Annotated in this window: 25 protein-coding genes; 9 read left to right on the top strand and 16 right to left on the bottom strand. The window is 63.6% G+C overall.

What is annotated here, in order from left to right; all coding sequences use genetic code 11:
• Positions 1-53 precede the first annotated feature (53 nt).
• Positions 54-1103, top strand: a complete 1050-nt coding sequence (locus EDF71_RS12595) for a bifunctional nicotinamide-nucleotide adenylyltransferase/Nudix hydroxylase (RefSeq protein ID WP_133856931.1) — start codon at positions 54-56, stop codon at positions 1101-1103.
• Positions 1104-1222: 119 nt separating this feature from the next.
• The gene (locus tag EDF71_RS12600) at positions 1223-1708 is read left to right on the top strand and encodes a GNAT family N-acetyltransferase (protein ID WP_133856932.1); all 486 of its coding nucleotides are present in this window, start codon (positions 1223-1225) and stop codon (positions 1706-1708) included.
• A 36-nt stretch (positions 1709-1744) separates the two neighbouring features.
• Here EDF71_RS12600 and EDF71_RS12605 read toward each other — a convergent pair whose 3' ends face one another.
• From EDF71_RS12605 to EDF71_RS12635, 7 genes are all read right to left on the bottom strand, one after another.
• The gene (locus EDF71_RS12605) at positions 1745-2647 is read right to left on the bottom strand and encodes a carbohydrate kinase family protein (RefSeq protein ID WP_133856933.1); all 903 of its coding nucleotides are present in this window, start codon (positions 2645-2647) and stop codon (positions 1745-1747) included.
• Between the two features lie 27 nt (positions 2648-2674).
• Positions 2675-4159: a zinc-ribbon and DUF3426 domain-containing protein gene (locus EDF71_RS12610; RefSeq protein ID WP_133856934.1), complete on the bottom strand. Its 1485-nt coding sequence runs from the start codon at positions 4157-4159 to the stop codon at positions 2675-2677.
• A 25-nt stretch (positions 4160-4184) separates the two neighbouring features.
• On the bottom strand, positions 4185-5105 hold the full coding sequence (gene prmA, locus EDF71_RS12615) for a 50S ribosomal protein L11 methyltransferase (RefSeq protein ID WP_133856935.1): 921 nt from the start codon (positions 5103-5105) through the stop codon (positions 4185-4187).
• A 75-nt stretch (positions 5106-5180) separates the two neighbouring features.
• Positions 5181-6536: an acetyl-CoA carboxylase biotin carboxylase subunit gene (gene accC, locus EDF71_RS12620; protein WP_133856936.1), complete on the bottom strand. Its 1356-nt coding sequence runs from the start codon at positions 6534-6536 to the stop codon at positions 5181-5183.
• Between the two features lie 10 nt (positions 6537-6546).
• Positions 6547-7002, bottom strand: coding sequence for an acetyl-CoA carboxylase biotin carboxyl carrier protein (accB, locus tag EDF71_RS12625; protein ID WP_133856937.1), 456 nt, complete (start codon positions 7000-7002; stop codon positions 6547-6549).
• A 118-nt stretch (positions 7003-7120) separates the two neighbouring features.
• Positions 7121-7699, bottom strand: a complete 579-nt coding sequence (locus EDF71_RS12630) for a TlpA disulfide reductase family protein (RefSeq protein WP_133856938.1) — start codon at positions 7697-7699, stop codon at positions 7121-7123.
• Between the two features lie 6 nt (positions 7700-7705).
• Positions 7706-8302, bottom strand: coding sequence for a hypothetical protein (locus EDF71_RS12635; protein WP_133856939.1), 597 nt, complete (start codon positions 8300-8302; stop codon positions 7706-7708).
• Between the two features lie 103 nt (positions 8303-8405).
• Between EDF71_RS12635 and mpl the strand changes: the two genes are divergently transcribed.
• Complete coding sequence (gene mpl, locus EDF71_RS12640) at positions 8406-9809, top strand: UDP-N-acetylmuramate:L-alanyl-gamma-D-glutamyl-meso-diaminopimelate ligase (RefSeq protein WP_133856940.1); 1404 nt, start codon at positions 8406-8408, stop codon at positions 9807-9809.
• A gap of 81 nt (positions 9810-9890) precedes the next feature.
• Here the strand turns inward: mpl and EDF71_RS12645 are convergent, their stop codons facing one another.
• The 9 genes from EDF71_RS12645 to rodA all read right to left on the bottom strand — a co-directional run bounded on the left by EDF71_RS12645 (position 9891) and on the right by rodA (position 20233).
• Entirely contained in the window at positions 9891-11417 is a 1527-nt protein-coding gene (locus EDF71_RS12645) for a tripartite tricarboxylate transporter permease (protein ID WP_133856941.1), read from the bottom strand.
• A complete protein-coding gene (locus EDF71_RS12650; RefSeq protein WP_133857027.1) occupies positions 11414-11851 on the bottom strand; it encodes a tripartite tricarboxylate transporter TctB family protein in 438 nt (145 codons plus the stop codon). The genes EDF71_RS12645 and EDF71_RS12650 overlap by 4 nt, the downstream gene beginning before the upstream one ends.
• Positions 11852-11925: 74 nt before the next feature.
• Positions 11926-12846: a tripartite tricarboxylate transporter substrate binding protein gene (locus EDF71_RS12655; RefSeq protein ID WP_243854292.1), complete on the bottom strand. Its 921-nt coding sequence runs from the start codon at positions 12844-12846 to the stop codon at positions 11926-11928.
• A 236-nt stretch (positions 12847-13082) separates the two neighbouring features.
• Positions 13083-14570, bottom strand: a complete 1488-nt coding sequence (locus EDF71_RS12660) for a sensor histidine kinase (RefSeq protein WP_133856943.1) — start codon at positions 14568-14570, stop codon at positions 13083-13085.
• Positions 14567-15274, bottom strand: coding sequence for a response regulator (locus tag EDF71_RS12665; RefSeq protein ID WP_133856944.1), 708 nt, complete (start codon positions 15272-15274; stop codon positions 14567-14569). Before EDF71_RS12665 ends, EDF71_RS12660 begins: the two co-directional genes overlap by 4 nt.
• Before the next feature lie 200 nt (positions 15275-15474).
• The gene (locus EDF71_RS12670; RefSeq protein ID WP_133856945.1) at positions 15475-15786 is read right to left on the bottom strand and encodes a hypothetical protein; all 312 of its coding nucleotides are present in this window, start codon (positions 15784-15786) and stop codon (positions 15475-15477) included.
• Positions 15787-15845: 59 nt separating this feature from the next.
• On the bottom strand, positions 15846-17000 hold the full coding sequence (locus EDF71_RS12675; RefSeq protein WP_133856946.1) for a 3-deoxy-7-phosphoheptulonate synthase: 1155 nt from the start codon (positions 16998-17000) through the stop codon (positions 15846-15848).
• A 423-nt stretch (positions 17001-17423) separates the two neighbouring features.
• Entirely contained in the window at positions 17424-18914 is a 1491-nt protein-coding gene (gene tldD / locus EDF71_RS12680) for a metalloprotease TldD (protein WP_133856947.1), read from the bottom strand.
• A 146-nt stretch (positions 18915-19060) separates the two neighbouring features.
• Positions 19061-20233 carry a rod shape-determining protein RodA gene (gene rodA / locus EDF71_RS12685; protein ID WP_133856948.1) on the bottom strand — a complete coding sequence of 391 codons (1173 nt, stop codon included), beginning with the start codon at positions 20231-20233 and terminating at the stop codon, positions 19061-19063.
• Between the two features lie 151 nt (positions 20234-20384).
• Here rodA and EDF71_RS12690 point away from each other — a divergent pair, with 151 nt between their 5' ends.
• From EDF71_RS12690 to ruvC, 6 genes are all read left to right on the top strand, one after another.
• A complete protein-coding gene (locus tag EDF71_RS12690) occupies positions 20385-20975 on the top strand; it encodes a YqiA/YcfP family alpha/beta fold hydrolase (protein ID WP_133856949.1) in 591 nt (196 codons plus the stop codon).
• A gap of 104 nt (positions 20976-21079) precedes the next feature.
• On the top strand, positions 21080-23146 hold the full coding sequence (locus tag EDF71_RS12695; RefSeq protein WP_133856950.1) for a ribonuclease catalytic domain-containing protein: 2067 nt from the start codon (positions 21080-21082) through the stop codon (positions 23144-23146).
• Positions 23147-23155: 9 nt separating this feature from the next.
• A complete protein-coding gene (locus EDF71_RS12700) occupies positions 23156-24028 on the top strand; it encodes an energy transducer TonB (RefSeq protein ID WP_133856951.1) in 873 nt (290 codons plus the stop codon).
• 133 nt (positions 24029-24161) lie between these two features.
• The gene (aroE, locus tag EDF71_RS12705) at positions 24162-25007 is read left to right on the top strand and encodes a shikimate dehydrogenase (RefSeq protein WP_243854284.1); all 846 of its coding nucleotides are present in this window, start codon (positions 24162-24164) and stop codon (positions 25005-25007) included.
• Positions 25008-25054: 47 nt separating this feature from the next.
• The gene (locus tag EDF71_RS12710) at positions 25055-25843 is read left to right on the top strand and encodes a transglycosylase domain-containing protein (RefSeq protein ID WP_133856953.1); all 789 of its coding nucleotides are present in this window, start codon (positions 25055-25057) and stop codon (positions 25841-25843) included.
• Between the two features lie 33 nt (positions 25844-25876).
• Complete coding sequence (ruvC, locus tag EDF71_RS12715; RefSeq protein ID WP_133856954.1) at positions 25877-26425, top strand: crossover junction endodeoxyribonuclease RuvC; 549 nt, start codon at positions 25877-25879, stop codon at positions 26423-26425.
• Positions 26426-26560 lie beyond the last annotated feature (135 nt).

Below are 26560 nucleotides of genomic sequence, written 5' to 3' on the forward strand. Positions count from 1 at the left end.
CCGCAGCGCATAATCCCCAACCAGCACACCAGCAGGCACCAAGACAACGAGACATGACCGCAGCTACCGAGCACTATGACCTGGCCGTATTGATTGGCCGCTTCCAGCCGCCGCACCTGGGCCACCTGGCCTTGCTGCAGCAGGCACTTGCCCGCGCCAGCAAGGTGGTGGTGGTATTGGGATCTGCACTGCAGGCCCGCAGCCCCAAGAACCCCTTCACCTGGCAAGAGCGTGCGCAGATGTTTGCTGCAGCGCTGAGCCCCGCCGATGCGGCACGCCTGATGTTTGTGCCCATCCGCGACTACTACGACGAGCCGCGCTGGGTGACTGCCGTGCGCGAAGCCGTCACCAGCCACAGCAGCCCGGGTGCCCGCATTGGCCTGGTGGGCCATTTCAAGGACGAAAGCAGCAGCTATCTGGCCCACTTCCCCGGTTGGGAGCTGGTCATCCTGCCGCGCCAGAACAGCATCGACGCCACCCCCATCCGCGACGCCTACTTTGGCTTGCAAGGCGATGATTCCGCCGCAGGCCTGGCCGCCTTGGCCGAGATGCTGCCAGCCAGCTCGCTGCAGTTTCTGCAGCAGTTTCGCAGCTCCCCGGAATACGCCGCACTGCAAACCGAATGGCAGATGCTGCGCCGCTACCAGGCCTCCTGGGCGACAGCGCCCTACCCGCCAGTCTTTGTCACCGTCGATGCGCTGCTGCGCTGCGGCAACGAGGTGCTGCTCATCCGCCGAGGCCATGCGCCCGGCAAAGGCCTGCTGGCTTTGCCCGGCGGCTTTGTCGAGCCGCGCGACAACCTCTGGCAATCCTGCCTGCGCGAGCTGCAGGAAGAGACGCATTGCGCGCTGGACGAAGCGCAGTTGCAGGCCAGCCTGCAATCGGTGACCGTGTTCGACCACCCCGACCGCAGCCAGCGCGGCCGCACCATCACCCATGTGCACTACTTCGACCTGCAGCGCAGCCCCAAGCCCGCCGTGCGCGCCGACGATGACGCCGCCGAGGCCTTCTGGCTCAGCATCGATGCGATACGCGCCCGCGAGGCCGAGTTTTTTGAGGACCATTTCCAGATTCTGCAAAAACTGGTGGCAGCCTCGCATTGATGGGCAGCGCCAACGCAACGCGGGCGCAAGCTTCCCCATACCACAGCCAACCCTGTAGGCCGCCCGCTGCACGGCCTGCATTTATTGACTCGCCAGGGCTACCCTCTAGCCACCGACCTATGACAACAGCGCTTCACATCCGTCCCGCCACCATCGACGACACCAACACCATCCTGCGCTTTGTGCGCGATCTGGCGGTCTATGAGAACGCCGAGCACGAGGTGCTCTCCACACCCGCCCATGTGCACAAGACCATGTTCAACGCGGGCGCCACTGCGCATGGCCTGATCTGCGAGCAGGATGGCCAGGCCATTGGCTTTGCGGTGTATTTCTTCAACTACTCCACCTGGCAGGGTCGCAATGGCCTCTACCTGGAAGACCTCTATGTGGACCCCAGCCACCGTGGCAGTGGCGCGGGCAAGGCCTTGCTGCGCCATCTGGCGCGCATTGCCGTGGACAAGGATTGCGGGCGCTTCGAGTGGAGCGTGCTGGACTGGAACACGCCCTCGATCCAGTTCTATGACAGCCTGGGTGCCAAGCCGCAGAGCGAATGGATTCGCTACCGGATGACGGGCGAGACGCTGGAGGCTTTTGCCAAGGGTTGAGGACAAGGCTCAGCCCAAAGGGGCCGAGCCATCGCCTCAGACCGCTGCCGGGTCAAAATCCAGCTGGTAGTTTTGCGGGCCGCGTGCGGCGATCTTCAAGGCGCCCATGCGGTTGCCCAGTTCCACACAGCTGCGCAGCGGACGGCCTTGCTCCAGGCCCCAGAGCAAACCACCGCGCCAGGCATCGCCACAGCCGGTCGGATCGACGACGGCAGTAGCCTGGATGCCAGGCACATGGGTCCGCACACCGTTTTCCCAGAGGTCGCAGCCCTCGGCGCCCAGGGTCACCATCAGGCCTTGCACCTGGGTGGAGATCTCGGCAAACGACAGACCGGTGCGCTCGCTCAGCATTTTGCCTTCGTAGTCGTTCACGGTCACCCAGGTGGCCAGGCTGATGAAGTGGCGCAGGTCATTGCCATCGAACATCGGCAGGCCCTGGCCGGGGTCAAACACAAAGGGAATACCGGCGGCATGCAGCTGCTCGGCGTGCTGCAGCATGGCATCACGGCCATCCGGCGCCACGATGCCAATAGCGGCGCCGCAGTCCTTGGTGATGATGTTTTCATGGGCCTGCATCATCGCGCCGGGGTGGAAGGCGGTGATCTGGTTGTTGTCCATGTCGGTGGTGATCATGCACTGAGCGGTGTAGTGGTCGTCGAGCTTCTTGATGAAGCGCGTGTCGATGCCCAGCTGCTTGAAATGCGCCACATAGCCATCACCGTCATGGCCTACCACAGCCATCGGCAGGGCCTGGCCGCCCAGCAGGTGCAGCGCATAGGCAATATTGCCGGCGCAGCCGCCAAAATCCCGGCGCAAGGTCGGCACCAGAAAGGACACGTTCAGGATATGAATCTGATCGGGCATGATCTGGTCGGCAAAGCGGCCAGAGAAGGTCATGATGTTGTCAAACGCGAGCGAGCCGCAGATCAGCGAAGCCATGAAGCTATTCTTTCTGTTATCAAAAATTCAAGGGTAGAACGCGAGCACACGGTAGCCCACCACATCACCGGCAGCCTCTGCCACCTGGATGACCATCTCGGCCGTCCACTCGCCATGCGCGTCCAGCGCGGCCGGTGCCTGCAGCTCCTGTGGGCTCAGCACGCGGCGCAGCACCAGCTTTTCTGCCGCGTCATTGAGGCTCAGTTCCAACGCAGGCACTGCTACCGGGTAGTCCGCCCCATTGCGCAAGACCACCCGCAGCCGGAACTGGCGCGCCCCCACGGCGTTGAAACTGGTGCTGTCGATAGAGACGGCCTGCAGCAGCCGAGGCGGCGCAATCTCGCAATCCGCCAGGCGGCAAGCCGCTTGCAGTGCTGGCCGCCACTGGGGTTGGGCCAGCGCCAGGCGGTCCCGCTGGGTCAGCGCGATCTGCAGCAACAAGGCTGCCAACAGCAGCAGACTGAGCAACAGCGACAGCACGACCACCCAGGGCTTGCGCCAGAATGCCTTGCGCTTGGCAGCGCGCACAAAGCCTGGCTCTGCCGCTATATCCATGCCAATGGCAGCTGCGGCATCCGCGGCCGCCACGGCCTCATCCATCTGCGCCACATAGTTGGTCGGCGCGGACAGCGAGGGCTCCACTTTGCCGGCGTGCATGCTTCTGCCCGCCATCTCGGGCGCCAGCAGCAGCGCATCCTCTTGCCGCGCCACTGGGTCAGGGTCGGACAGATCATGGGCGCTGCTCTGCCTCAAATACGGCGGAGGTGAAGCAGGCTCCTGGACCTGCAGGTCTTTCGCAGCCGGGGCAGCGGCAGCTGCCACCACCTCCTCCGCGACCAGCGGTAAGGCCTCGGGCGCTGCCTCTGGCGGCACAGGCGCTGGTGCGGGCTTCTGGCGCTCGGCAATGGCTTCCAGCAATCGGCTCTCGCGGGCTTGCAGCTCTGCCAGGTCGTCGGTGGCCGAAAAATCTACCTTGCTGCTGCGCAGCGATTCGGGGCGCTGGTCCGCCATCGGCTGCCATTCGCTCTCCAGGCCGCTGCGGTCCTGGCCTGCAGGGGGCGCGACCGGGGTTTGCGCCTGGGCCTCTTCCTCATAGGCCTGCATCCAGGACGAGTCCACATAGCCCGAATCCCCGCTGGCATTGGCGCGGCGCGGAAACACCAGCACCGACAGCTCGGGCACCTGGGCATTGGGGTCGACCTGCAGCGAGTTCTCGGTCCGAAGCACGGCAGCCCCATCCTGCGCCGGCTCGGCGCTGGGCATGGGCACGACGGGCGCAGCCACCTGCGGCTGCGCCGCTTCCGGGGCCGGCGCGGCAACAGAGGCATGCTCCACAGCGGGTGCCTGCGGGCCGGCGGGCGCTGCCGCCGGCGCACCGGCTACCAGGTGCGTGAGCGCATCAAATACCGCCTTGCACTTGCCACAGCGCACCCAGCCATCGGAGATGCGCAATTGGTCATCCACCACCTTGAAGCGGGTCTGGCACTGGGGGCAACGCGTTATCTGGCTCATCGCAGTGGATTGTAGGGTCTGAAGTTCAGCGGCCTGTTCCGGCGGCGGAATCTGCTGCGCGCCGTGCTGTCATCAGCACCCAGCCGTCTTCGGTATCGGCTACGTCCAGCTGCAGATAAGGCGCATAGGCGGCCTTGAGCTCATCGGTCTGGCGCTCCAGAATGCCGGCCAGCACCAGGTGACCGCCCTGTGCAACATGGGCGCAGAGCAAGGGAGCCAGCACCTTCAGCGGGGTGGCCAGGATGTTGGCCAGCACCGTCTGGTACTCGCCCTGGGCCGCATCGGGCAAGCCGGCGCGCAGCTGCACATGGTTGGCCTGGGCGTTATACTCGGTCGATTCCACCGCAGCGGTGTCGATGTCCACCGCATCAATGTCCAGCGCGCCAAACTTGGCGGCGCCAATGGCCAGAATGCCGGAGCCGCAGCCGTAGTCCAGCACGCGGCCCAAGTCCTGCCCCTCTGCACCGCGCTGCGCAATCCAGCGCAGGCACATGCGGGTGGTGGGGTGGGTGCCGGTGCCAAAGGCCAGGCCCGGGTCCAGGCGGATGCTGCGGGTGGCAGCTGCTGGCAGCTCATGCCAGGTGGGCACAATCCAGAAATCCGGGGTGATGTCCACCGGCGCGAACTGCGATTGGGTCAGACGCACCCAGTCCTGTTCGGCCACTTCACGGATGCCCAGCAGGCTGCAGCCTGCAAAGAAATCCTGCAGCTGCAGCAGGCTCTGCGCCTCTTCGGCCGCACCGCGCTGTGGGAACAGCGCGACGATGCGGCTGCGCTGCCAACCATCCTTGGGCGGCGGCATGCCGGGCTCGCCAAACAGTGCCTGCTCGGCATCGGTCTGGGCATCGGCATCTTCGACCGAGACGCTGAGCGCATCGAGCGCATCCAGCGCTTCGCTCACGCTCTCGACCCGGTCTTCCGGGCACATCAGGCACAGTTCGTACATGACAGGGTTTCCTTAATGCAAAAAGCTGGCATTCCCTTGGAAATGCCAGCATCTATCACGATGAAAGGGGGCGCGTCAACGCTTGCGCGCAGCCAGCCACTCTTCCAGATAGTGGATATTGGTGCCGCCAGCATTGAACTTGGCATCCACCATCAGTTCAGCGTGCAGCGGGATATTGGTCGAAATTCCTTCGACCGCCGTCTCCAGCAGCGCGGTGCGCATGCGGGCGATGGCTTGCTCGCGGGTGTCGCCGTAGACGATCAGCTTGCCGATCATCGAATCATAGTTCGGTGGCACGAAGTAGTTTGCATACACGTGCGAGTCCACGCGCACACCAGGGCCGCCAGGCATGTGCCAGGTGGTGACCCGGCCAGGCGACGGGGTGAACTTGTAGGCATCTTCGGCGTTGATCCGGCATTCGATCGCATGACCGCGCATCTGTGCGTTGATCTGGCGCTGCGTGAACGGCAGTTTCTCGCCAGCAGCCACCATGATCTGGGTGCCGACCACGTCCACACCGGTGATCCATTCGGTCACCGGGTGCTCCACCTGCACGCGGGTGTTCATTTCGATGAAGTAGAACTCGCCGTTTTCGTACAGGAACTCGAAGGTGCCCGCACCGCGGTAGCCGATCTTCTTGCAAGCGGCCACGCAACGGTCGCCGATCTTCTCGATCAGGCGGCGTGGAATGCCAGGGGCCGGCGCCTCTTCGATGACCTTCTGGTGGCGGCGCTGCATGGAGCAATCGCGCTCGCCCAGGTAGACGGCGTTCTTGAACTTGTCAGCCATCACCTGGATTTCGATGTGGCGCGGGTTCTGCAGGTACTTTTCCATGTACACCGCAGGATTGCCGAATGCCGCACCGGCTTCGGCCTTGGTCATCTGCACGGCATTGACCAGGGCAGCCTCGGTGTGCACCACGCGCATGCCACGGCCACCGCCGCCGCCAGCGGCCTTAATGATCACCGGGTAGCCAATGGCCTTGGCAATGCGGCGGATCAGCGCAGGGTCGTCCGGCAGTTCGCCATCGGAGCCCGGCACGCAGGGCACGCCAGCCTTGATCATCGCCTGCTTGGCCGAGACCTTGTCACCCATGATGCGGATGGACTCGGGCGTCGGGCCAATGAACTGGAAGCCGCTCTTTTCCACGCGCTCGGCAAAGTCGGCGTTCTCGGAGAGGAAGCCGTAGCCAGGGTGGATCGCCTCGGCGTCGGTCACCTCGGCAGCCGAGATGATCGCAGGCATGTTCAGGTAGCTTTGGGCCGACGGAGCCGGGCCAATGCAGACGGCCTCATCGGCCAGCTTCACATACTTGGCGTCGCGGTCCGCTTCGGAGTAGACCATCACGGCCTTGATGCCCAGCTCGCGGCAAGCGCGCTGCACACGCAGTGCGATCTCTCCGCGGTTGGCAACCAGAATTTTCTTGAACATGGGCTAGGCCTTATTCAATGATGAACAAAGGCTGACCAAATTCCACGGCCTGGCCGTTTTCGCCCAGGATCTGCTTGATCGTTCCGGTCTTGTCGGCTTCGATCTCATTGAGGATCTTCATCGCTTCAATGATGCACACGGTGTCGCCTTCCTTGACCTGGCTGCCGACTTCGACAAAAGCCTTGGCGCCGGGTGCCGACGAACGGTAGAACGTGCCCACCATCGGCGACTTGACCGTATGGCCTTGCACCGCAGCGGGTGCAGCTTCTGCCGGCGCAGCGGCAGCAGCGGGCGCGGCTGCCACGGGGGCTGCAGCGGGCAGCACAGGTGCAGCCATCACTTGCTGCACCACAGCGCCGCCGCCCTTCACAATGCGAACCTTGCCTTCTGCTTCGGTGATTTCCAACTCCGAGACATTCGATTCGGACACGAGATCGATCAGGGTTTTCAGCTTGCGTAAATCCATGGGAGCTCCAACGGCTAGAAAATCAAACAGGGCGCAAATTTACTCCAATTTCGCCCTATTCGACTCAATATCTTTGATTTTTGATCAACGGCAATACTGCCGCCCCGGCTTGCACACCTTATAGACTTGCCCAATTTTGCAAGTCAGATGCAAGAAGTTGCCCCATTTTACGATGTTGAACGTCACCTTGCCTACCAAATACCACTGTGAACGGTAGGCCGCCCGCAGAATTGCCCAGATCGCGCGTCAGCTGCGTACCGCTCATGCCGGCAATGCCGACGGGGAAGTTCAGCGGCGTGCGCTGCAGAAAACGCTGCACCGCAGCATCCTGGTCGACCGCCAAACCGACCACCTGCCAGCCCTTGGCGCGCTGTGCCTCATAGAACTGGTTGAGCATGGGCAGCTCTTCGACACAAGGCGGGCACCAGGTAGCCCAAAAGTTCAGCAGCAGGGGCCTGCCCTGGAAGGCCTGCATGCGCACTTCGGCCTGCCCGCCGGGCGCCGCAAAGGCCTGGCTCCACAGCCCATCCAGCGCGGGGCTGTTAGGTTCGGCCAGGCGGTGGCGCCACCAGGCCCAGCCCGCACCGGCGGCCAAAGCGGCCGCCGCCACGCCACCGGTCAGCAAGCGACGGCGGCTGGCGTTCTGCGCTGGCAAGGTTTGCGCTGCATCGACAGGCGCGCGTTCAGGTGTCGGCATGGGGCATCACTCCGTGGGTTGGGTCAGCAGGCGGCGTACCGCCTCCAGCGAGCCGCGCGGCGTGCGGCCCTGGGCATCGGGCTTCAAGGCACCGCGCAGGTCATCCAGGTCATAGACCAGGTAGTGCACACCAATGCTTTCGTTGAGCGGCTTGCACAAGCTGCTGATCGACAAGGCATCCACCGTCTCACCGTGGAAACCGTTGATCGACGATACCTCATAGCGCACGCCATGGTCAATCAGCGCAATCTCAGCCGATTTGGAGTCATCGCAGAACAACTGTATGTATATATCAGAGAGGCGCGTGGCCGTTCCATTCCAGACCGCCCCAGCCAAATAGGGCCGAAAGGCCTGCATACGCTCCATCCACACGACGGCCATCTCGCGCAAGGCGCGCAACTCGGCGGGCTGGGTGTCGCCACAGAACAGCTCCAGGTACTCGCGCACCGCCGCTTCCAGCACATCGTTGTCGGGCAGCGCCGTGCGGCCTGGCAGCCCCAGCTGCTTGACGGCGCGCTTCTTGGCCGGCCCCCACTCCAGGCCTTCCTCCACCACCATGCGTGCGGCGGTATTGGCGATTTCCCAGCTTGCATCAGTCTTCATGCGTTCCATTGTGTCGGATTTACCCGGACCTCGCGGCACTTGCTTGCAATTACGGCCGCCGGGAGCGCGGGTTCTGCCTGGGCGCACCGTAGAATCGACCTCCATGCACATTCATATTCTGGGTATCTGTGGCACCTTTATGGGTGGCGTGGCAGCACTGGCACGTGAGGCCGGGCACAAGGTCACGGGCTGCGACAGCGGCGTCTACCCCCCCATGAGCGACCAGCTCCGCGCACTGGGCATCGAGCTGATCGAAGGCTTTGGCGCCGACCAGCTCGCGCTGCAGCCTGATATGTATGTGGTGGGCAATGTGGTCAGCCGCGCGCGGCTGGACGATGGCTCACCCAAGTTTCCGCTGATGGAAGCCATCCTCGACACGGGCGCCCCCTACACCAGCGGCCCCCAATGGCTGGCCGAGCATGTGCTGCAAGGCCGCCATGTGCTGGCCGTGGCCGGCACCCATGGCAAGACCACTACGACCTCGATGCTGACCTGGATTCTGGAAGCCGCCGGCCTGCAGCCGGGCTTTCTGGTCGGTGGCGTGCCACTGGATTTTGGCGTCTCCGCCCGCCTGGGCGCCCCCACCCGGCCCGGCGATGGCGACCCGCGCCCCGTGTTTGTGATCGAGGCCGACGAGTACGACACCGCCTTTTTCGACAAGCGCAGCAAGTTTGTGCACTACCGCCCCCGCACGGCGGTGCTGAACAACCTGGAGTTCGACCACGCAGACATCTTTGATGACCTGGCCGCGATTGAGCGCCAGTTCCACCACCTGGTGCGTACCGTGCCCGCCAGCGGCCGCGTGGTGGCCAATGGTGTTGAAGAGAGCCTGACCCGCGTGCTGCACCAAGGCTGCTGGAGCGAAGTGGTGCGCTTTGGCGCCGCCATCGACGATATGCGCGCTGAAGGCGACCCGTCGAACTTTGAGGTGTTCTATAAAGATGCGCCCGCCGGCAGGGTGCAGTGGGGCCTGAGCGGCGTGCACAACCAGATGAACGCACTCGCCGCCATTGCCGCCGCCCAGCATGTGGGCGTGGCGCCTGCAGAGGCGGCCCAGGCCTTGTCGCGCTTTCAGAACGTCAAGCGCCGCATGGAATTGCGTGGCACCGCTGCCGGTATTCAGGTCTATGACGATTTTGCCCACCACCCCACCGCAATCCGCACCACCCTGGATGGCTTGCGCCAGCAAGTTGGCAAGCAAACCCGCATTCTTGCGGTGTTCGAGCCGCGCAGCAACACGATGAAGCTGGGCACGATGAAGTCGCAGCTGCCCTGGTCGCTGGAATCGGCCGACCTGGCCTTTTGCCACACCGCCGGCCTGGATTGGGACGCCGCCCAGGCCCTGGCCTCCATGGGCGCCCGCGCCCAGACCGCCAACAACATCGACAGCCTGATTGCCCAAGTACTGCAGGCAGCCAAGGCCGGAGACGTGATTGTCTGCATGAGCAATGGCGGCTTTGGCGGTATCCACGACAAATTGCTAAAAGCGCTCGCCGCCCGCAACTGATCGGTCTGCGCGTCCGCCCTCTCCAAGAAAAAGGCGAGCCCCAGGTGCTCGCCTTTCTACTAATAGCGCACTGTGCAGCCATCAAGTGGCAGATGGCTCTGCCCGCTTGCGCTTGACCCACCAACGGTAGCCCATGGGCCCCAGCACCACAGCGGCAGCCAGCACCCAGAGGATGGTGCAGACGGTGCTGGCCCAGAGGATGGACACATCGCCATTGGTGATGGACAGCGCACGCCGCAGGTTCTGCTCCATCATAGTGCCCAGCACTACACCCAGCACCATCGGCGCCATCGGCACCTGAAGCTTGCGCAGCAGGTAGCCGATCACGCCGATGACCACCACCGCCACCAAGTCAAAGGTGGTGGCACTGATGGCATAGACCCCAATGAAGCTGATCGCCAGAATGCCCGGCACCAGCAGCCAGCCCGGGATGGACAGCATCGCAGCAAACACCCGCACCATGGGGATGTTCATCACCAGCAGCATCACATTGGCAATCAACAGCGAGGCGATCAGCCCCCAGACCAGCGCGGGCTGCTGCTCAAACAGCACCGGGCCGGGTGTGATGTTGTACAGCGTCAGCGCGCCCATCATCACCGCCGTCGTCCCCGAGCCGGGCACGCCCAAGGTGAGCATGGGGATGAAGGAGCCAGTCGCCGCACTGTTGTTGGCCGCCTCCGGAGCGGCCAGCCCACGCATATCCCCCTGGCCAAACTTGGCGTCCGGGTCTTTGTCTTCTATATAGCGCTTTTCATTGGCATAGGCCACGGCCGATGCCACACTGGCGCCAGCGCCGGGCAGTACGCCCATCACAAACCCGAGCAGGCTGCCACGCGCGGTGCTGCCCGAGGTAAAACGCAGCTCGCGCAGATTGAAGAGCTTGCGTTGGCTCGGCGGCACCTCTACGCTTTGGCCCGACAGCTTGTTCTCCAGCATCTGCAGCATTTCAGCGACGGCAAACAAGCCAATGACCACCACGACGAAATCCAGGCCATCGGTCAGGTGCGGAATGTCAAAGGTGTAGCGGTAAACGCCGGAATTGGCATCCACCCCGATGGTCGCAATCGACAGCCCGATGGCCGCCGCCAAAAGCCCTTTGATCGGCTGCTCGCTCAGCAAGCTGGTGAGCGCGCAGAAGGCAAACACCATCAGTACAAAGTACTCCGCCGGGCCAAATGCCAAGGCCCACTGCGCCAGGAACGGTGCAAACGCGGCGATGCCGACAATCGCGATCAGCGAGCCGACAAAGGAAGACCAGGCCGACAAGGACAGGGCCACACTCCCCAGACCCTGGCGCGCCAGCGGGTAGCCGTCCAAGGTGGTCATCACCGCAGCGGCTTCGCCGGGCACATTGATCAGAATCGAGGTAATCCGGCCACCGTATTCGGCACCCACATAGACGGCTGCCAGCAAGATCAAGGCGGTATCGGGCGGCAGGCCCATCGCAAAGGCAATCGGCACCAGCATGGCCACGCCATTGGTCGGCCCCAGGCCCGGCAATACACCAACGATGGTGCCAAAGAAGGAGCCAATCAGGGCCACCAGCAGGTTGGTGCCCGAGAAGGCAACACCAAACCCCAGGGCGAGGTTATCCAGCATCGAACTCATAACAGACCCTCCAGCCAGCCCAGCGGCAGCACCACGTCCAGCAAACGGTCAAACAGAAAATAAAACAGCAGGCTCAGGCTGGCCCCGCCAATGCTGCATTGCAGCCAACTGCCACCAAAGAGACGCCCCACGCAGGCAGCAACCACTGCCGTGGCCAAGACAAAACCAATAACCTGGAACAGCCAGGCATACACCAGCACCAGCAGCACCATCACCGCGATGCGGCTATTGGCGCCCGGTGGGTTGGGCGCAGCCGGGTTGCCGCCCTTCACGATCAGGCGCAGGCCACACAGGCCAATCACGGCGGCCAACAACAAGGGAAAGGCGCGCGGGCCCACGGGCTCATAGGCAAATGCTGCCTCCAATCCGTGTCCAAACCACGCCAGAAAGGCTGCGAGCAGCAGTGCCGCCACGCCCAGGGTGCGATCATTCAGAACCATAGCTATCTTTCTGCAAGAGTGGGAAGCGCAGCGGGCCAGGCGCGCCTGCGCCGTGGCCGCTGCGAGCCTTACTTGATCAGGTCAAAGGAGGTGGCCAGCTCGGTGTAGTGCTGGGTGCGGGCTTTCACATAGCTGTCGAGCTCGGCCCCGGTCTTGTTGAACGGCATGAGACCCAGCTGCGCCTGTGCCTTGCTGAACTCAGGCGTTGCCATGGCTTTGTCAAACGCCTTCTTCCACCACTGGTAATCGGCATCCGATACCTTGGGTCCGACGTAAAAGCCTCGGATGATCGGCCACTCGATGTTGAAGCCCTGCTCAGCAGCGGTAGGCACGTCGGCCAGCTTGCCGGGCAAGCGCTCGGAATGGAACACCGCCAGCACGCGGATAGGCGCACCGCCGTCGAGCATGGTCACAGCTTCGGCCGCATCACCCATAAAGGCCTGGACATGGCCACCGCGCAGCGCAGTCACCGCTTCACCACCGCCTTCAAAAGCGACAAAGCGCATTTTCTTGTAGTCCACGCCGGCGGCGCGCGCCGTCAGCGCCGCCTTCATCCAGTCCTGGCTACCGATGGAGCCGCCAGCGCCCAGCACAATCTTGCTGGGGTCTTCCTTGAAAGCAGCCATCAAGCCCTTGAGATCCTGGTGTGGAGAATCTGCCCGCACTACCGCCACGCCGTAATCCGCTCCCACGGTCGCAAGCCAGCGCACATCATCCACGCTGTATTTGCCAAATTTGCCCTGTGCCAGGTTGAGCAGTGAGCCACTGGAGAAGGCGGCTATGGCGCTGCCATCGGCTGGCCGCTGGGTGATGATGCTGTTGTAGGCCACTGCGCCAATGCCGCCAGGCATATAGACGATGCGCATCGGCCGCTGCAGTGCTTTGGACTCGCGCATTCCCGTCTGGGCCAGGCGGCAGGTCAGGTCAAAGCCGCCACCGGGCTGGGCAGGGGCAATGCATTCCGGGCGGCGCGGCTCTGCCTGCGCCATCGCTGGCACCAGGGTGCTCGCAGCCAGGGCAGCGCTGATAAAAAGGCGCGATGCCCGGCTTGATGAACGGCTTGAAAACATAGGCTTTGTCTCCTGTTATGGGGTGGGCGCTGGAATCAAAAGGTGGCTCAACCGAGACGGGGCGGGCACCTTTCACCAAACGCGAAACCTGGTCGGCTGAAAAGCTCAGCACCAAGGTAGACAAAGACTAAACATTTATCGCTTTCAATAGCCTTTCAATCCAGGGTTATTCCCAAGTCGGCATTCGTCCGCCGCATCCTGAAGCGGTAATGCAAACCCAGTTGCCCCTGTGCGTCGCAGCCATTGCTCAGCGTCAACGCAGCGCCATGCATCTGGGCAATGGTCTGCACGATGGCCAGGCCCAGGCCGGCGCCCTGCTGGTTCCTTCCCGCAGTGCCGCGCCGGAACCGGCTGCCAGCCTGCGCCCTGTCGTGGTCGCTCATGCCTCCACCGCTGTCAATGACCACCAAGGCAACAGAGGCGGCATCGCCCAGCACCTGCACGGTGACCTGACCGCCCGCCGGTGTGTAGCGAATGGCGTTGTCCACCAAGTTGCTGATGGCCTCGCGCAGCAGCCACTCCAAGGCCTTCACCTGGCAGCCTTGGTGGTCTGCTGCTGCCCTCACATCCAGCCCCAGGTCAATCTGCTTGGCGCGTGCCAGCGGCCACAGCGTTTTAACGACTTGCTCGGCCAGCGCTACCACATCGACATCAGCAAACTGCGAATGGATGCTGGCGGCCGCCCCGGCATCTCGCGCGCGTGCCAGTGCCAGCATTTGCTGGGTCAGGCGCTCGGCCCGGCCAAGCCCGTCCTGCATGGCATGCAAAGCAGCGCGCATCTGGGCCGGATCACGTTCGCGCAGTGCATAGCCCATCTGGGTGCGCAGCAAAGCCAGCGGCGTGCGCAGCTGGTGAGAGGCATCATCCAGAAACTGCCGCTGGGCAGCGGCACTGTGGGCATAGCGCTCCACCAAGTGGTTCAGCGATTGCACCAGGGGCCGCACCTCAGCAGGCAGGCTGGCCGCATCGATGGGAGACAGGTCATCCCAGGCCCGCGCATCCAGACGCTGACGCAGGCGCTTCAATGGTTGGAGCGCACGCACCACACCCGCCACCAGCAACACCACGCTGATGCCGACCAGAAGCACATCACGCAGGACGGCGCGCGCCACCATGCGCCTTTCCACCAAGGCGCGCTCCCGAAGATTTTCTGCCACCTGCACGACGATGCGGCTCTGCGGTTGGCCCGAGATCGCCGGCTGCGCGAGGTGCGCCCACGCGGCCACACGAATCGGCTCGTTCAGGTACACCGCGTCATAGAACTGCGGCACATCGAGCTCCAGCTCACCCTCTGGCAAAGGCAGGGCCGGGTTGCCGATCTCGACCAGGCCGTCCTCGGACGCGACCCGAAAGTACACGCGGCCGTTGACCGTCAACTCGAAAAACTCCAACAGCAAATACGGCTGCTCCACACTCAGGCCGCCGCTGGCCGTAGAGATGTTGTAGTTGATCGCGCGCAATGCGCCCGCCAGTGCGCGGTCATAGGCCTCATCGACCTGGGTGCGCAAGCTGTAGGTGGACCAGAGCAGGCTGCCCCCCATGCCCACCAGCAAACCCGGCACCAGCCACACCAGCAACGCAGCTTTCAGCGAACGGCTGCCCCATTGTGCGAGCTCGCTGAGGTCGATCTTCGGCCAGCTCACGGAGACTGCAGTGCAAGGTCGGTGGTCACCTCGCTCGGCACTTCTTCGAGGCAGTAGCCCAGGCCGCGCAAGGTAACAATCTGAACGCCACGGCCAACCAGCTTCTTGCGCAGGCGGAATACCATCACCTCGATGACCTGGAGATTCACATCCCGGTCGCCGATGAACACCCGGTCCAAAATGCTTTGTTTGCCCACTGGCTCGCCGCTGCGCTGGATCAGCGCCAGCAACACTGCATGCTCGCGGCGTGTCAGCGGCAAAGTGGCACCCTCCATGGAAAAGCGCTGTGCAGCCAGATCGAACTGCAAAGGCCCACAGGAGAGTCGAGGGTGCTCTCGGCCCCGGCTGCGCCGCACCAAGGCTTGCAGGCGCGCTTCCAACTCGTCCAGCAAAAAGGGTTTGGCCAGAAAGTCATCCGCACCGTTTTTGAGCGTGCCTACGCGCTCGGCCAAAGAGTCGCGCGCAGTCAGCACCATCACCGGCGTGCGGTCATCACGCTCACGCATGCGCTCCAGCACGGTGTGGCCATCAATGCCGGGCAGCCCCAGATCGAGCACCACCGCATCAAAGTCTTCCTGCTGCAGGCGCAGGTCTGCCATGAGCCCATCGCCTGCCCAGTCCACCACGATGCCGGACTGCTGCGCCAGGCTTCGGGCCAGCCAGTGCGCCAGTTCTTGTTCATCCTCCACCAACAGGATTCGCATCCACCCACCCTCCAGAGCCATCTTTCAGGTGCAGCCATCGTGCAAGCGACACCGTTTCCCATTCGCCATCCATAGCGAATGCTTAACAATGCATTCTCCACAATAGAAAAAACCCACTGTTTTACGAGTAGGTTTTTTGAGACGGGCTGAGCGAACACACGGGTTCAGCCATCAGCAGCAGGGAGTTGGCGTACTGGTTCTTAAAACGACGCCGTCATTGCCTTGGTGTTCACCACCACCGTGGGGCGGCCTACCGCGCCCACGCTGGCGCGGGCAAATTGGGCCAGCCACTGGGCATCGCTCAGCAACTGCGCGCCGGCCGCCTTGGCGACGACGACCACCTTGTCGACGATCAGAACCTTGCCGCTGGCGCGCAGCGGTTCACAGTCCATGCGCAGAAATTCCTGGTCCAGCCAGCGGCGCCCGTCTTCGTTGGACATGGCCTCCGCACTGTCAAAGCCATGGACAAATTCTTGCCCATCCTCCAGCAGAACCCGTACTTCATTGCGCATGACAATCCCTTATTGGTGGTGCAAACGGGGCGGACGGCTGCCGCCCCAAAGCCGCCAGCTTACACCGTTGCAGCGGCGGTCTCCTCGGTGTTTGCGCGCACGCGGCGGGCCTGCACCGCTTCGGACAGCTCGGCCAAGGTCTCCAGCGAATCCTCCCAGCCCAGGCAGGCATCGGTGATGCTCTTGCCGTATTCCAGGCTGTCCGGATCGTTCTTTCCTGGGGTGAACTTTTGCGCACCGGCTTGCAGGTGGCTCTCGATCATCACGCCAAAGACGCTGCGCGAGCCGCCTTCGATCTGCTGCGCGATATCGCGCGCCACCTCTTTTTGCTTCTCATGCTGCTTGCTGCTGTTGGCATGGCTGCAGTCCACCATCAAGGTGGCGGGCAGGTGCGCGGCCTCCAGGTCCTTGCAGGCGGCGGCCACATGCGCGGCGTCGTAGTTGGGTGTCTTGCCGCCGCGCAGGATCACGTGGCAGTTGGTATTGCCCTTGGTGTGCACGATGGCGACCTGGCCGTTCTTGTGCACCGACAGGAAGTGGTGCGGGCGGCTGGCCGACTGGATGGCGTCGGTGGCAATGCGGATATTGCCGTCGGTACCATTCTTGAAGCCCACCGGCGCGGAGATACCCGAGGCCAACTCGCGGTGCACCTGGCTCTCGGTGGTGCGCGCGCCGATCGCGCCCCAGCTGATCAGGTCGCCAATGTACTGGGGCGAGATCATGTCCAGGAACTCGCTGCCGGCGGGCACACCCTGGCGGTTGATCTCGATCAGCAGCTGGCGTGCAATGCGCAGGCCTTCGTCGATGCGGTAGCTCTCGTCGAGGTAGGGGTCGTTGATCAGGCCCTTCCAGCCCACCGTCGTGCGGGGCTTTTCGAAGTAGACCCGCATGACGATCTCCAAGGTACCTTCGTACTGCTTGCGCACGGCCTTGAGGCGGCGGGCGTATTCCAGCGCGGCTTGCGGATCATGGATCGAGCAGGGGCCGATGATGACCAGCAGGCGGTCATCCGCGCCGGACATGATGTTGTGGATGTTTTGGCGGGTGTTGCTGATCAGCGATTCAACGGGCGTTCCGTTGATGGGAAAGAAGCGAATCAGATGCTCGGGTGGCGGCAGCACAGTAATGTCCTTGATACGTTGGTCGTCGGTTTGGCTTGTTTTCTCGACACCGCGATACCAAGCATCGCTTGTGGGTTGGGCTTGCTGAGTCATCTGAGGATCCTGAATGTGTGGGTGGTTTATGCAACAAAAAACCGCCGGGCTTTTCAGCTTCGGCGGTTGTCTGGAGGTTTAGGTGCTCGCGCGCTTTTAGACCTCTCGTCCGCCTTGGACAGAGAACCAAAAGTAAAAGTAAAAAGCGCTACGTGCTTGCATGTTTTTCAATGTACCACATCCGGGAGCGACGGAATTCATCATTTTGTACAAAACGCACAAAAATTGCAAAAAACCAGATTTCAAAGTTTAAATCACATTATTACTTTGACAATTTGTTCCTATACACAGTTTTATTGCGCAACCAACAAAGGCACACTACGGAAAGATGTCAAAAAACAAACGCCTGCGCGGCAGAAACCGCGCAGGCGTTTGGTTGATTCTGGCATGAGCCGCCGCCTAAGCAGCGGCTATTTGTGACGCTCAGGCCGTACCGCCCACCGTCAAACCATCGATACGCATGGTCGGTTGGCCCACACCGACTGGCACGCTCTGGCCTTCCTTGCCGCAGGTGCCCACGCCGCTGTCCAGGCGCATGTCGTTGCCGATCATGCTGACATGCTTCAGGCACTCAGGGCCGCTGCCCACAATGGTGGCGCCCTTGACGGGGTACTGGATCTTGCCGTTCTCGACCCAATAGGCTTCGCTGGCCGAGAACACAAACTTGCCGCTGGTGATGTCAACCTGGCCGCCACCAAAATTGGTCGCGTACAAGCCCTTTTGCATCGAGGCGATGATTTCCTGCGGATCCTTGTCGCCACCCAGCATGTAGGTATTGGTCATGCGCGGCATGGGAATGTGCGCATAGCTCTCGCGCCGGCCATTGCCGGTGGGCTTGACCTTCATCAGGCGCGCATTCATCGCATCCTGGATATAGCCCTTCAAGATGCCGTCCTCGATCAGCACATTGCGCTGGGTCGGTTGGCCCTCGTCGTCCACATTCAGCGAGCCACGGCGGTCGGCAATGGTGCCGTCGTCCAGCACCGTCACGCCCTTGGCGGCCACGCGCTGTCCGATCATGCCGCTGAAGGCGCTCGAGCCCTTGCGGTTGAAGTCGCCTTCCAGGCCATGGCCCACCGCCTCGTGCAGCAACACGCCGGGCCAGCCTGGGCCCAACACCACGGTCATCACGCCGGCAGGCGCGGGGCGCGATTCCAGGTTGACCAGGGCCGCCTTGACGGCCTCGTCCACATACTGCTGCACCAGCTCATCATCAAAATAGGCCAGACCGAAACGGCCACCGCCGCCGGCCGAGCCCACTTCGCGGCGGCTCTTGCTCTCGGCGATTACCGTGACCGACAGACGCACCAGCGGGCGCACATCGGCCGCCAGGGTGCCATCGGCGCGGGCGACCAGCACCACATCGTGCTCGGCAGCCAGGCCGGCCATCACCTGCTTGACGCGCGGATCCTTGGCACGGGCCAGTTTCTCGACCTTTTCCAGCAAGGCCACTTTGGCGGTGCTGTCGAGGGTGGAGATCGGGTCCAGATCGGGGTAGAGCGAGCGGCTCAGCGCAATCTTCTTGCTCGGCACGCGTACCTGGCGCGACTGGCTTTGTGCGCCAATGCTGCGCACCGTGTGTGCGGCATCCAGCAGCGATGCCAGCGAGATGTCGTCCGAATAGGCAAAGGCCGTCTTCTCACCGGCGACGGCACGCACGCCCACGCCCTGGTCGATCGAGAAGGAGCCGGTCTTGACGATGCCCTCTTCCAGACTCCAGCCTTCGGCCCGGGTGTACTGGAAGTAGAGGTCTGCATCGTCCACCTTGTGGGCGCGGATATCCGCCAGCGCGCGCGCCAGATGGCTGTCATCCAGACCAAAAGGCGTCAGCAGCAGGCTGCGCGCTATATCCAGTCGTTGTTCGGTAGAAGCCGCCAGCGGCTTGGCCACAGCAAGGTCAAAAGGTGCATTCATAGGGACGATTTTAGGGCTTGCGCAATGGCCGTGGGCACATGCGTTGATTTGCGGCGGCCAGCAAACCCGCCGCGACCTCTTCCGTATCTGCGGCTGGCGGGGGTGTTTTCAATGGCAGAGCCCCTGCCAGCCCTCCCCAACGGGGCTCATAGCCGCGGCGCCTGCTCCCGCGCCAGCTGGCGCTGCGATCTGGCGACCGACATCAAAATCCCCAGCGCAAGCCCCAGGGTGACCATGGCCGTGCCCCCGTAGCTGACAAAGGGCAAGGGCACGCCCACGACCGGCAGGATGCCGCTGACCATGCCCATGTTGACAAAGGCATAGGTGAAAAAGATCATCGCCACCGCACCCGCCATCAGCCGGCCAAACAAAGTCGGTGCGCGCATCGCAATGGCCAGGCCGCGCCAGACCAGCAGCAGGAAGAAAAAGATCAGCAGCAGATTGCCGGCCAGGCCGAACTCTTCGGAAAACGCGGCAAAGATAAAGTCGGTGGTGCGCTCGGGGATGAACTCCAGATGGGTCTGCGTGCCCGCCATGAAGCCCTTGCCCATAAAGCCGCCCGAGCCAATGGCGATCATCCCCTGGATGATGTGAAAGCCCTTGCCCAATGGGTCGCGGGTCGGGTCGAGCAAGGTACAGACGCGCTGGCGTTGGTATTCATGCAGCACCACCAGGTCCATGCCGTCTTCACAGAGGTGGTGGCCATAGATGGCGATCAGCAGCAGCCCGATCACGCCCAGCAGCACCGGCGGGATGATCAGTTTCCAGGACAGGCCGGCAAAATAGATCACCGCCAGGCCGGCGGCCATCACCAACAGCGATGTTCCCAGATCCGGCTGTTTCATGATCAGGCCGACCGGAATCACCAGGATCGCAAACGCCACGACAAAATCGGCCGGGCGCAAGGCCCCTTCGCGGCGCTGGAACCACCAGGCCAGCATCAGCGGCATCGCAATCTTCAGCAGCTCACTGGGCTGAATGACGATGCCCAGGTTCACCCAGCGCTGCGCGCCCTTCTTGGTGATGCCAAACAGCGCCACCGCCACCAGCAAGGCAACGCCCAGGCCATACAGGGGCAAGGCAAAGCTGGCCAGCCGGTGCGGCGGAATCTGGGATACGACCAGCAAGATGCCCAGCGCCAGCAGCATGTTGCGGCCATGGTCAGAAAAACGGGTGCCGTGGTCAAAACCGGCGGAATACATGGCCGTCAGTCCGATGGCGGCTAGCATGCCGATGATGAAAATCAGTGGCCAGTCATAACCGCGCAGCATCGGCATCAGACGCTGGAACAGATTCGGTTTATCAAGAACTTCGGACATGGCCGCCATTATCCCTGCTTGGCACAGAACGCCCGCCAGCGCTAGCGGTAAAGACCGGTTTTACATGTGTCACCCGGGCCAAATCAATTCAACAAAAGCACTAAGGTTGTCAACGCCTTAGCAGTGGCCGCTTGCGCGCTATCATTTGTGCATGACGACCACCCACTTGCTGTACCTGCACGGCTTTCGCTCTTCCCCCCAATCGGCCAAGGCCCAACGCCTGCAGCGCCATATTGCAGACACCCGCCCGCATGTCGTGTGGTCCGCGCCACAACTGCCCGCCTCGCCCCGGCAAGCGGCCGATCTGCTGCTGGACACCACCCGCAGTTGGGCCGGCCTGCCGCCCGAGAGCGTGGCCGTGGTCGGCTCCTCGCTGGGCGGCTTCTACGCCAGCTGGGTGGCCCAGCAGTTGCGCTGCAAGAGCGTGATGATCAATCCCTCGACAACACCCTGGGTCACCCTGGAGCAGCACCTGGGCGAGCAAACGGCCTGGCACAACCCTGAAGAATCCTTTTTCTTCCGCCCGGAATACCTGGAAGAGCTGCAGGCGCTGAACGTCAACGGCCAGCCTCCTGCCGCCCCGCAGTTGCTGATTTCCGCGATGGGGGATGAGGTGCTGCACTGGCAGGACATGGTCGCGCGCTACCCGGCCGCCCAGCTGCTGCTGGACGAGGGCAGCGACCATGCGCTATCGAACTTCGACAGCTATCTGCCACAGATCGACAAGTTTTTGGGCTGGTAACACCAGCGCTGGCGGGCCCGCCCGCAGGGGGCCAGCCAGAACCCCCACGCAAAAAACCCTGCGGCCGCGCCCCGGCACCATCCAGCATGGGAAAATGCGCGGCTATGTATGCACTGTTTGACGACGCTGGCAAATTTCTGGCTGGCCGTATCCTCTCCGAAGCTGAAAGTTCCGCGCAAATTGAATTGGACTCCGGGAAACGGGTCAAGGTCAAAGCTGCGAACATGCTTCTCAAATTTGACAAGCCCACGCCTGCGGAGCTGATCGCACAGGCGCAAACCCTGTCGGACGACATCGACCCCCAGCTCGCCTGGGAGTTTGCGCCCGAGCAGGAGTTTGGCTTTGCCGACCTGGCGCGCGACTACTTCTCCGAGAACGCCTCGATCACCGAACAGGTGGCGGCGCTCTTCAAGTTGTTTGAGGCACCGCACTACTTCCGCCGCGCCGGCAAGGGCCGCTTCAAGAAGGCCCCGGCCGAGATCGTGCAGCAGGCACTGGCCGCCATCGAGAAAAAGGCCCAGATCCAGGCGCAGATCGACGGCTGGGCCGCCGAGCTTGTCAATGGCCAGTGCCCCGCACCGGTGCAGCAGCAGCTCTACAAGATCCTGTTCCGCCCGGACAAGAACGCGCCCGAGTACAAGGCCGTGGTCGAAGCCAGCCGCAAGGCGCAGCTGGCGCCGCTGGCCCTGCTGCAAAAGGCCGGCGCCATCGACTCGTCCTACCAGTTCCACTGGCAGCGCTTCCTGTTCGACAACTTCCCCAAGGGCACGGGCTTCCCGGCCGTCACTGCGCCGCTGCCGCCTGGTGATCTGCCGCTGGCCACGGTCGAGGCCTACTCCATCGACGATTCGGCCACGACCGAAATCGACGATGCGCTGTCGGTGCAGGGCCTGGGCTCTGGCCAGGTGATTGTCGGCGTGCACATTGCCGCGCCCGGTCTGGCGATCGAGCCCGGCTCGGCACTCGACCATCTGGGCCGCAGCCGCTATTCCACCGTCTACATGCCGGGCTACAAGGTCACGATGCTGCCGGACGAAGTCGTGCAGATCTACACCCTGGATGAGGGCCGCGCCAACCCGGCCGTGTCGCTCTACGTCACCTACGACGAAGCCACCCTGGAAGTGCTGAACAAGGAAACGCGCCTGGAGCGCGTGCCCGTCGTCACCAACTTCCGCTACGACAAGCTCGACCACATCGCCACCGAAGCCTGGCTGACCGATCCGGCGCTGCAGGTCGAAGACACGCCCCAGTCGCTGCTGGACAAGCGCGATGAGCTGAGCTTCCTCTACCGCCTCTCGCGCCACCTCAAGGCCGGCCGCGAAGTGGTGCGCGGCAAGCCCGAAAACTTCAACCGCCCGGACTACAACTTCCGCCTGCAAGGCAATGGCGACCAAGTACCCAACGGCAGCGAGACCGTGCAGATCTCCGTGCGCAAGCGCGGCGCGCCGCTCGATCTGATCGTGGCCGAGGCGGCCATCGTCGCCAACAGCAGCTGGGGCCAGTTGCTGGCCGACCATGGCGTGCCCGGCATCTACCGCAGCCAGGCCAGCCTGGCACCGGGCATCAAGGTGCGCATGTCCACCAAGGCCTTGCCGCACGCAGGCATCGGTGTCAAAAGCTATGTCTGGGCCACCTCGCCGCTGCGCCGCTATACCGACCTGGTCAACCAGTGGCAGATCATCGCCTGCGCACGCAACGGCGCCACGGCCGCGCTGGTCGCCCCGTTCAAGCCCAAGGATGCGGAGCTGTTCTCCATCATCAGCGGTTTTGATGCCGCCTACAGCGCCTACAACGGCTACCAGGCCGGCATGGAACGCTACTGGACCCTGAAGTACCTGGCCCAGAACCACATCAGTGACCTCACTGCAACAGTTATGAAGGAAGGCCCGGCAGGCAGCATGCTGGTGCGTGCAGATGAACTACCATTGGTGTTTCCCGTGCTGGGCGCGCAGAGTCTGCCGCGTGGTGCCCAGGTCCGGGTCAAGCTTGGCGAGATCGACGAGATCACGCTGGATGTGACCGGAACCGTGCTGGAGAGACTGGACGACGAACAGGCCAACCAGGCCGAGATAGAGTCGCCAGAAGATGAGGAGGAGGCTGTGGCCGGGCCCATCGCAATCGCGGTGGACGTGAGCGACGGTGAGGACGCGGCGACCACAAAAACCGATTAACCCGGAACCGTGAAGTTTTTCCAATTTCTTCGATCCCTGTCCACGCTGCAACTGGCGCTGGCCGTGTCTGTGCTGGTGCACGCTGCCATCTTGAGCATCCGCTTTGTCGACCCCCAGGCCTTTGACCGGGTGTTCGAGGACACCCCGCTCGAAGTGATTCTGGTCAACGCCAAGTCCAATGACGCGCCGCCTGACAAGGCCCAGGCCGTCGCCCAGGCCAACCTGGCCGGCGGCGGCGAATCGGCCAACAGCCAGGAGCGCGCCACCAGCCCCTTGCCCTACTCGGCCATCACCAACATGGGGGATGACTTTGAAGAGCGCCAGCGCCAGCTCGATGCCATGCAGGCCCAGCAGATGCAGCTGCTGGCCGATCTGCGCAACCAGCTGGCCCAGTACCAGCCGCCCGATACGCGCAAGGCCAGTGCCTCGCAGGCCGAGATCGAGCAGGAAGAAAAGCACAAGCAGCTGCTCAAGATGCTGGCCGAGATCGAAAAGCGCATCCACGAAGAAAACGCCCGCCCCAAGAAGCGCTACATCAGCCCCGCCACGCGCGAAGAGGTGTTTGCCATCTACTACGACCAGCTGCGCCGCAAGGTTGAGGACCGGGGCACCAGCAACTTCCCCGAAGCCGGTGGCCGCAAGCTCTATGGCGAGCTGGTGATGATCATGACCGTCAACCATGACGGCCGGGTGCTGGGCACCGAGGTCTACAAAAGCTCGGGCAACCAGCAGCTGGACCGACGGGCCGAGGCCATTGCTGTCAGCAGCGGGCCCTTTGGCCACTTTGGCCCGGCGCTGCGCGCCAAGGCCGACCAGATTGCCGTGGTCTCCAAATTCCGCTTCACCCGCGAGCAGACATTGGAAACGGCCAATTTGCAGTAAAGTGGCAGGCGCCTTCACGGCATCCTGAGAGGCGTCGATACCTCGCCACCGGGTGCCAGGCACCCGCCCTTTTTCTGCGATGCGCGGCCAGCGCCCTCCCCGCGCAGCCGCCATGGCCCAGGCCCTTACGACCATGTCCCCTCCAGACCGCTATTGCGTGATGGGCAACCCGATTGCCCACAGCCGCTCCCCCCGCATCCACACGCTGTTTGCGCAGCTGACCGACCAGGCCCTGGTCTATGAGGCCGAGCTGGTGGCGCTGGACGGTTTTGATGCAGCACTGCGCCAGCTGGTGCAAACAGGCACCCGGGGCATGAATGTGACCGTGCCCTTCAAGCTGGACGCCGCGCGCCTGGCCGACAGCCGCAGCGACCGTGTGCTGCGCGCAGGCGCAGCCAACACCCTGGTGGTGGGCGCCGATGGCCGCGTTCACGCCGACAACACCGATGGCCTGGGCCTGGTGGCCGACATCGTGCGCAATGCCGGTGTGGCATTGGCCGGCCAACGCGTGCTGCTGCTGGGCGCCGGCGGCGCTGCTGCCGGAGCACTGGCACCGCTGATCGCCCAGGCACCGGCGCTGCTCGTGGTCTGCAACCGCACCCATGCCAAGGCCCAGGAACTGGTGGCCCAGCATGCCGATCTGGTCGAGGGCTCGGCCACCCAGTTGCTGGCGCTGGAAGCCGGCGCGCTCGAAGGCCCCTTCGATGTGGTGATCAACGCCACCGCCAGCAGTCTGCAAGGCGCAGCCATCCCGGTGGCCGGCCATTTGCTGCGCCCCGGCGCGCTGGCCTACGACATGATGTACGGCCCCGCTGCCCAGCCCTTTTTGCAATGGGCTGCCCAGCACGGTGCCCAGGGCCGCGACGGCCTGGGCATGCTGGTGGAGCAGGCGGCCGAGGCTTTTGCACTGTGGCGCGGTGTGCGCCCGCCTTCCCAGCCAGTGCTGGCGCAGCTGCGCAGCGAACTGGACGCCCACTGAGCGCAGGCGCCGATGGCCACCCGCCTACCTTCCCTTAGGCCCCGCCCATGAAAGCGATTGCGCGCTGGATCGGCTGGGCGCTGCTGCTGGGCATCGCGCTGCAGCTGTTCTTTGTCGCGCGCATTGCAATGATGGCCAGCGTGGACCCGGCCTCCACCGCCTTCGAGCGCAGCGAAGCCTGGCGCCAAGTGCGCCAGGATGGGCGCTTGCACTGGCGCCAGCAATGGCGGCCCTTGTCGCAGATATCGGCCAACCTGCAGCGCGCGGTGATCGCCTCCGAGGACGACGACTTTGTCAACCACGATGGCGTGCTCTGGGATGCGATTGAAAAGGCCCGCGCGCGCAATGCCAAGGCCATGGAGCGTGCCGAGCAGCGCCAGGAAAAAGCCGTGGCGCGCGCCCAGGCGCAGGCCGAGCGGCGCGGCGAAGCCTTTGACCCCAGCTCGGTGCAAGCCGGCCCGCCAGCCAGGATCATGGGCGGCTCCACCATCACCCAGCAGCTGGCCAAGAACCTGCTGCTGTCGTCGGAGCGCAGCCTGCTGCGCAAAGGCCAGGAGCTGCTGTTGACCTACACCCTGGAGTTCCTGCTGAGCAAGCAGCGCATTCTGGAGCTGTACCTGAACCATGCCGAATGGGGCGATGGCATCTTTGGCGCAGAGGCCGCCGCGCAACGCTACTTTGGCAAATCGGCCGCCCAGCTGAGCGCGAACGAGGCAGCGCGCCTGGCCGTCATGCTGCCCAACCCCAAGGGCGCCGACAAGAACCCCAACTCCGCCTATCTGAACCGCCGCACCGCGACCATCGCGGCACGCATGCGCTATGCTGAGCTCCCCTGACCGGCGCCCCCTCCGCCCCCTCTTTTGAACCGCATGAGAATCCTTGGTATCGACCCTGGCCTGCAGACCACCGGCTTTGGCGTCATCGACGTCGATGGCCAGCGCCTGTCCTATGTGGCCAGCGGCACCATCCGCACCACCACGCTGAACCTGGGCGACCTGCCCGGCCGCTTGAAGATGATCTTTGACGGCATATGCGAAGTCAGCCAGCGCTACCAGCCCGACATGGCCTCGGTGGAAATCGTGTTCGTCAACGTCAACCCGCAATCGACCCTGCTGCTGGGCCAGGCCCGGGGCTGTGCGCTGACGGCCCTGGTGTCGCAAAACCTGCCGGTCGCCGAGTACACCGCGCTGCAGATGAAAAAGGCCGTGGTTGGCCATGGGCGCGCGGCCAAGAACCAGATCCAGGAGATGGTGCGCCGCCTGCTGCAACTGCCTGGCCTGCCCGGCACCGATGCGGCCGATGCGCTGGGCCTGGCTATCACCCACGCCCATGCCGGCCTGGCAATGGCGCGCATGGCCGAGGTCAGCCCCTTGCAGCGCCGCCAGCACGCCATGTACAAGGGCGGGCGCAGCTACTAAGCCTGCACGGCCCAAGCCCCGGCCAAGCTAGGGTTGCCTGGTGAGCCACCACCTGCAGCGCGCAGGCAAAAAAAAACCTGTGCATCGCTAGGTGCACAGGCCTGGTCGGCTACAGGCTCCTTGTGCGTGGATCCG

Origin of the sequence: Comamonas sp. JUb58 (assembly GCF_004364775.1) — a bacterium.
Lineage (GTDB): Bacteria > Pseudomonadota > Gammaproteobacteria > Burkholderiales > Burkholderiaceae_C > Comamonas.

Bases quoted from the DNA above. Each gene is read 5' to 3' on its own strand.
- EDF71_RS12710 (WP_133856953.1), top strand. From the start codon at position 25,055: ATGAAAGCGATTGCGCGCTGGATCGGCTGGGCGCTGCTGCTGGGCATC.
- EDF71_RS12630 (WP_133856938.1), bottom strand. From the start codon at position 7,699: ATGCCGACACCTGAACGCGCGCCTGTCGATGCAGCGCAAACCTTGCCA.
- EDF71_RS12635 (WP_133856939.1), bottom strand. From the start codon at position 8,302: ATGAAGACTGATGCAAGCTGGGAAATCGCCAATACCGCCGCACGCATG.
- accB (WP_133856937.1), bottom strand. From the start codon at position 7,002: ATGGATTTACGCAAGCTGAAAACCCTGATCGATCTCGTGTCCGAATCG.
- EDF71_RS12600 (WP_133856932.1), top strand. From the start codon at position 1,223: ATGACAACAGCGCTTCACATCCGTCCCGCCACCATCGACGACACCAAC.
- prmA (WP_133856935.1), bottom strand. From the start codon at position 5,105: ATGTACGAACTGTGCCTGATGTGCCCGGAAGACCGGGTCGAGAGCGTG.
- EDF71_RS12610 (WP_133856934.1), bottom strand. From the start codon at position 4,159: ATGAGCCAGATAACGCGTTGCCCCCAGTGCCAGACCCGCTTCAAGGTG.
- EDF71_RS12695 (WP_133856950.1), top strand. From the start codon at position 21,080: ATGTATGCACTGTTTGACGACGCTGGCAAATTTCTGGCTGGCCGTATC.
- rodA (WP_133856948.1), bottom strand. From the start codon at position 20,233: ATGTCCGAAGTTCTTGATAAACCGAATCTGTTCCAGCGTCTGATGCCG.
- EDF71_RS12690 (WP_133856949.1), top strand. From the start codon at position 20,385: ATGACGACCACCCACTTGCTGTACCTGCACGGCTTTCGCTCTTCCCCC.
- EDF71_RS12670 (WP_133856945.1), bottom strand. From the start codon at position 15,786: ATGCGCAATGAAGTACGGGTTCTGCTGGAGGATGGGCAAGAATTTGTC.
- aroE (WP_243854284.1), top strand. From the start codon at position 24,162: ATGTCCCCTCCAGACCGCTATTGCGTGATGGGCAACCCGATTGCCCAC.
- EDF71_RS12655 (WP_243854292.1), bottom strand. From the start codon at position 12,846: ATGGCGCAGGCAGAGCCGCGCCGCCCGGAATGCATTGCCCCTGCCCAG.
- EDF71_RS12675 (WP_133856946.1), bottom strand. From the start codon at position 17,000: ATGACTCAGCAAGCCCAACCCACAAGCGATGCTTGGTATCGCGGTGTC.
- EDF71_RS12645 (WP_133856941.1), bottom strand. From the start codon at position 11,417: ATGAGTTCGATGCTGGATAACCTCGCCCTGGGGTTTGGTGTTGCCTTC.
- EDF71_RS12595 (WP_133856931.1), top strand. From the start codon at position 54: ATGACCGCAGCTACCGAGCACTATGACCTGGCCGTATTGATTGGCCGC.
- EDF71_RS12605 (WP_133856933.1), bottom strand. From the start codon at position 2,647: ATGGCTTCGCTGATCTGCGGCTCGCTCGCGTTTGACAACATCATGACC.
- ruvC (WP_133856954.1), top strand. From the start codon at position 25,877: ATGAGAATCCTTGGTATCGACCCTGGCCTGCAGACCACCGGCTTTGGC.
- accC (WP_133856936.1), bottom strand. From the start codon at position 6,536: ATGTTCAAGAAAATTCTGGTTGCCAACCGCGGAGAGATCGCACTGCGT.
- EDF71_RS12665 (WP_133856944.1), bottom strand. From the start codon at position 15,274: ATGCGAATCCTGTTGGTGGAGGATGAACAAGAACTGGCGCACTGGCTG.
- tldD (WP_133856947.1), bottom strand. From the start codon at position 18,914: ATGAATGCACCTTTTGACCTTGCTGTGGCCAAGCCGCTGGCGGCTTCT.
- mpl (WP_133856940.1), top strand. From the start codon at position 8,406: ATGCACATTCATATTCTGGGTATCTGTGGCACCTTTATGGGTGGCGTG.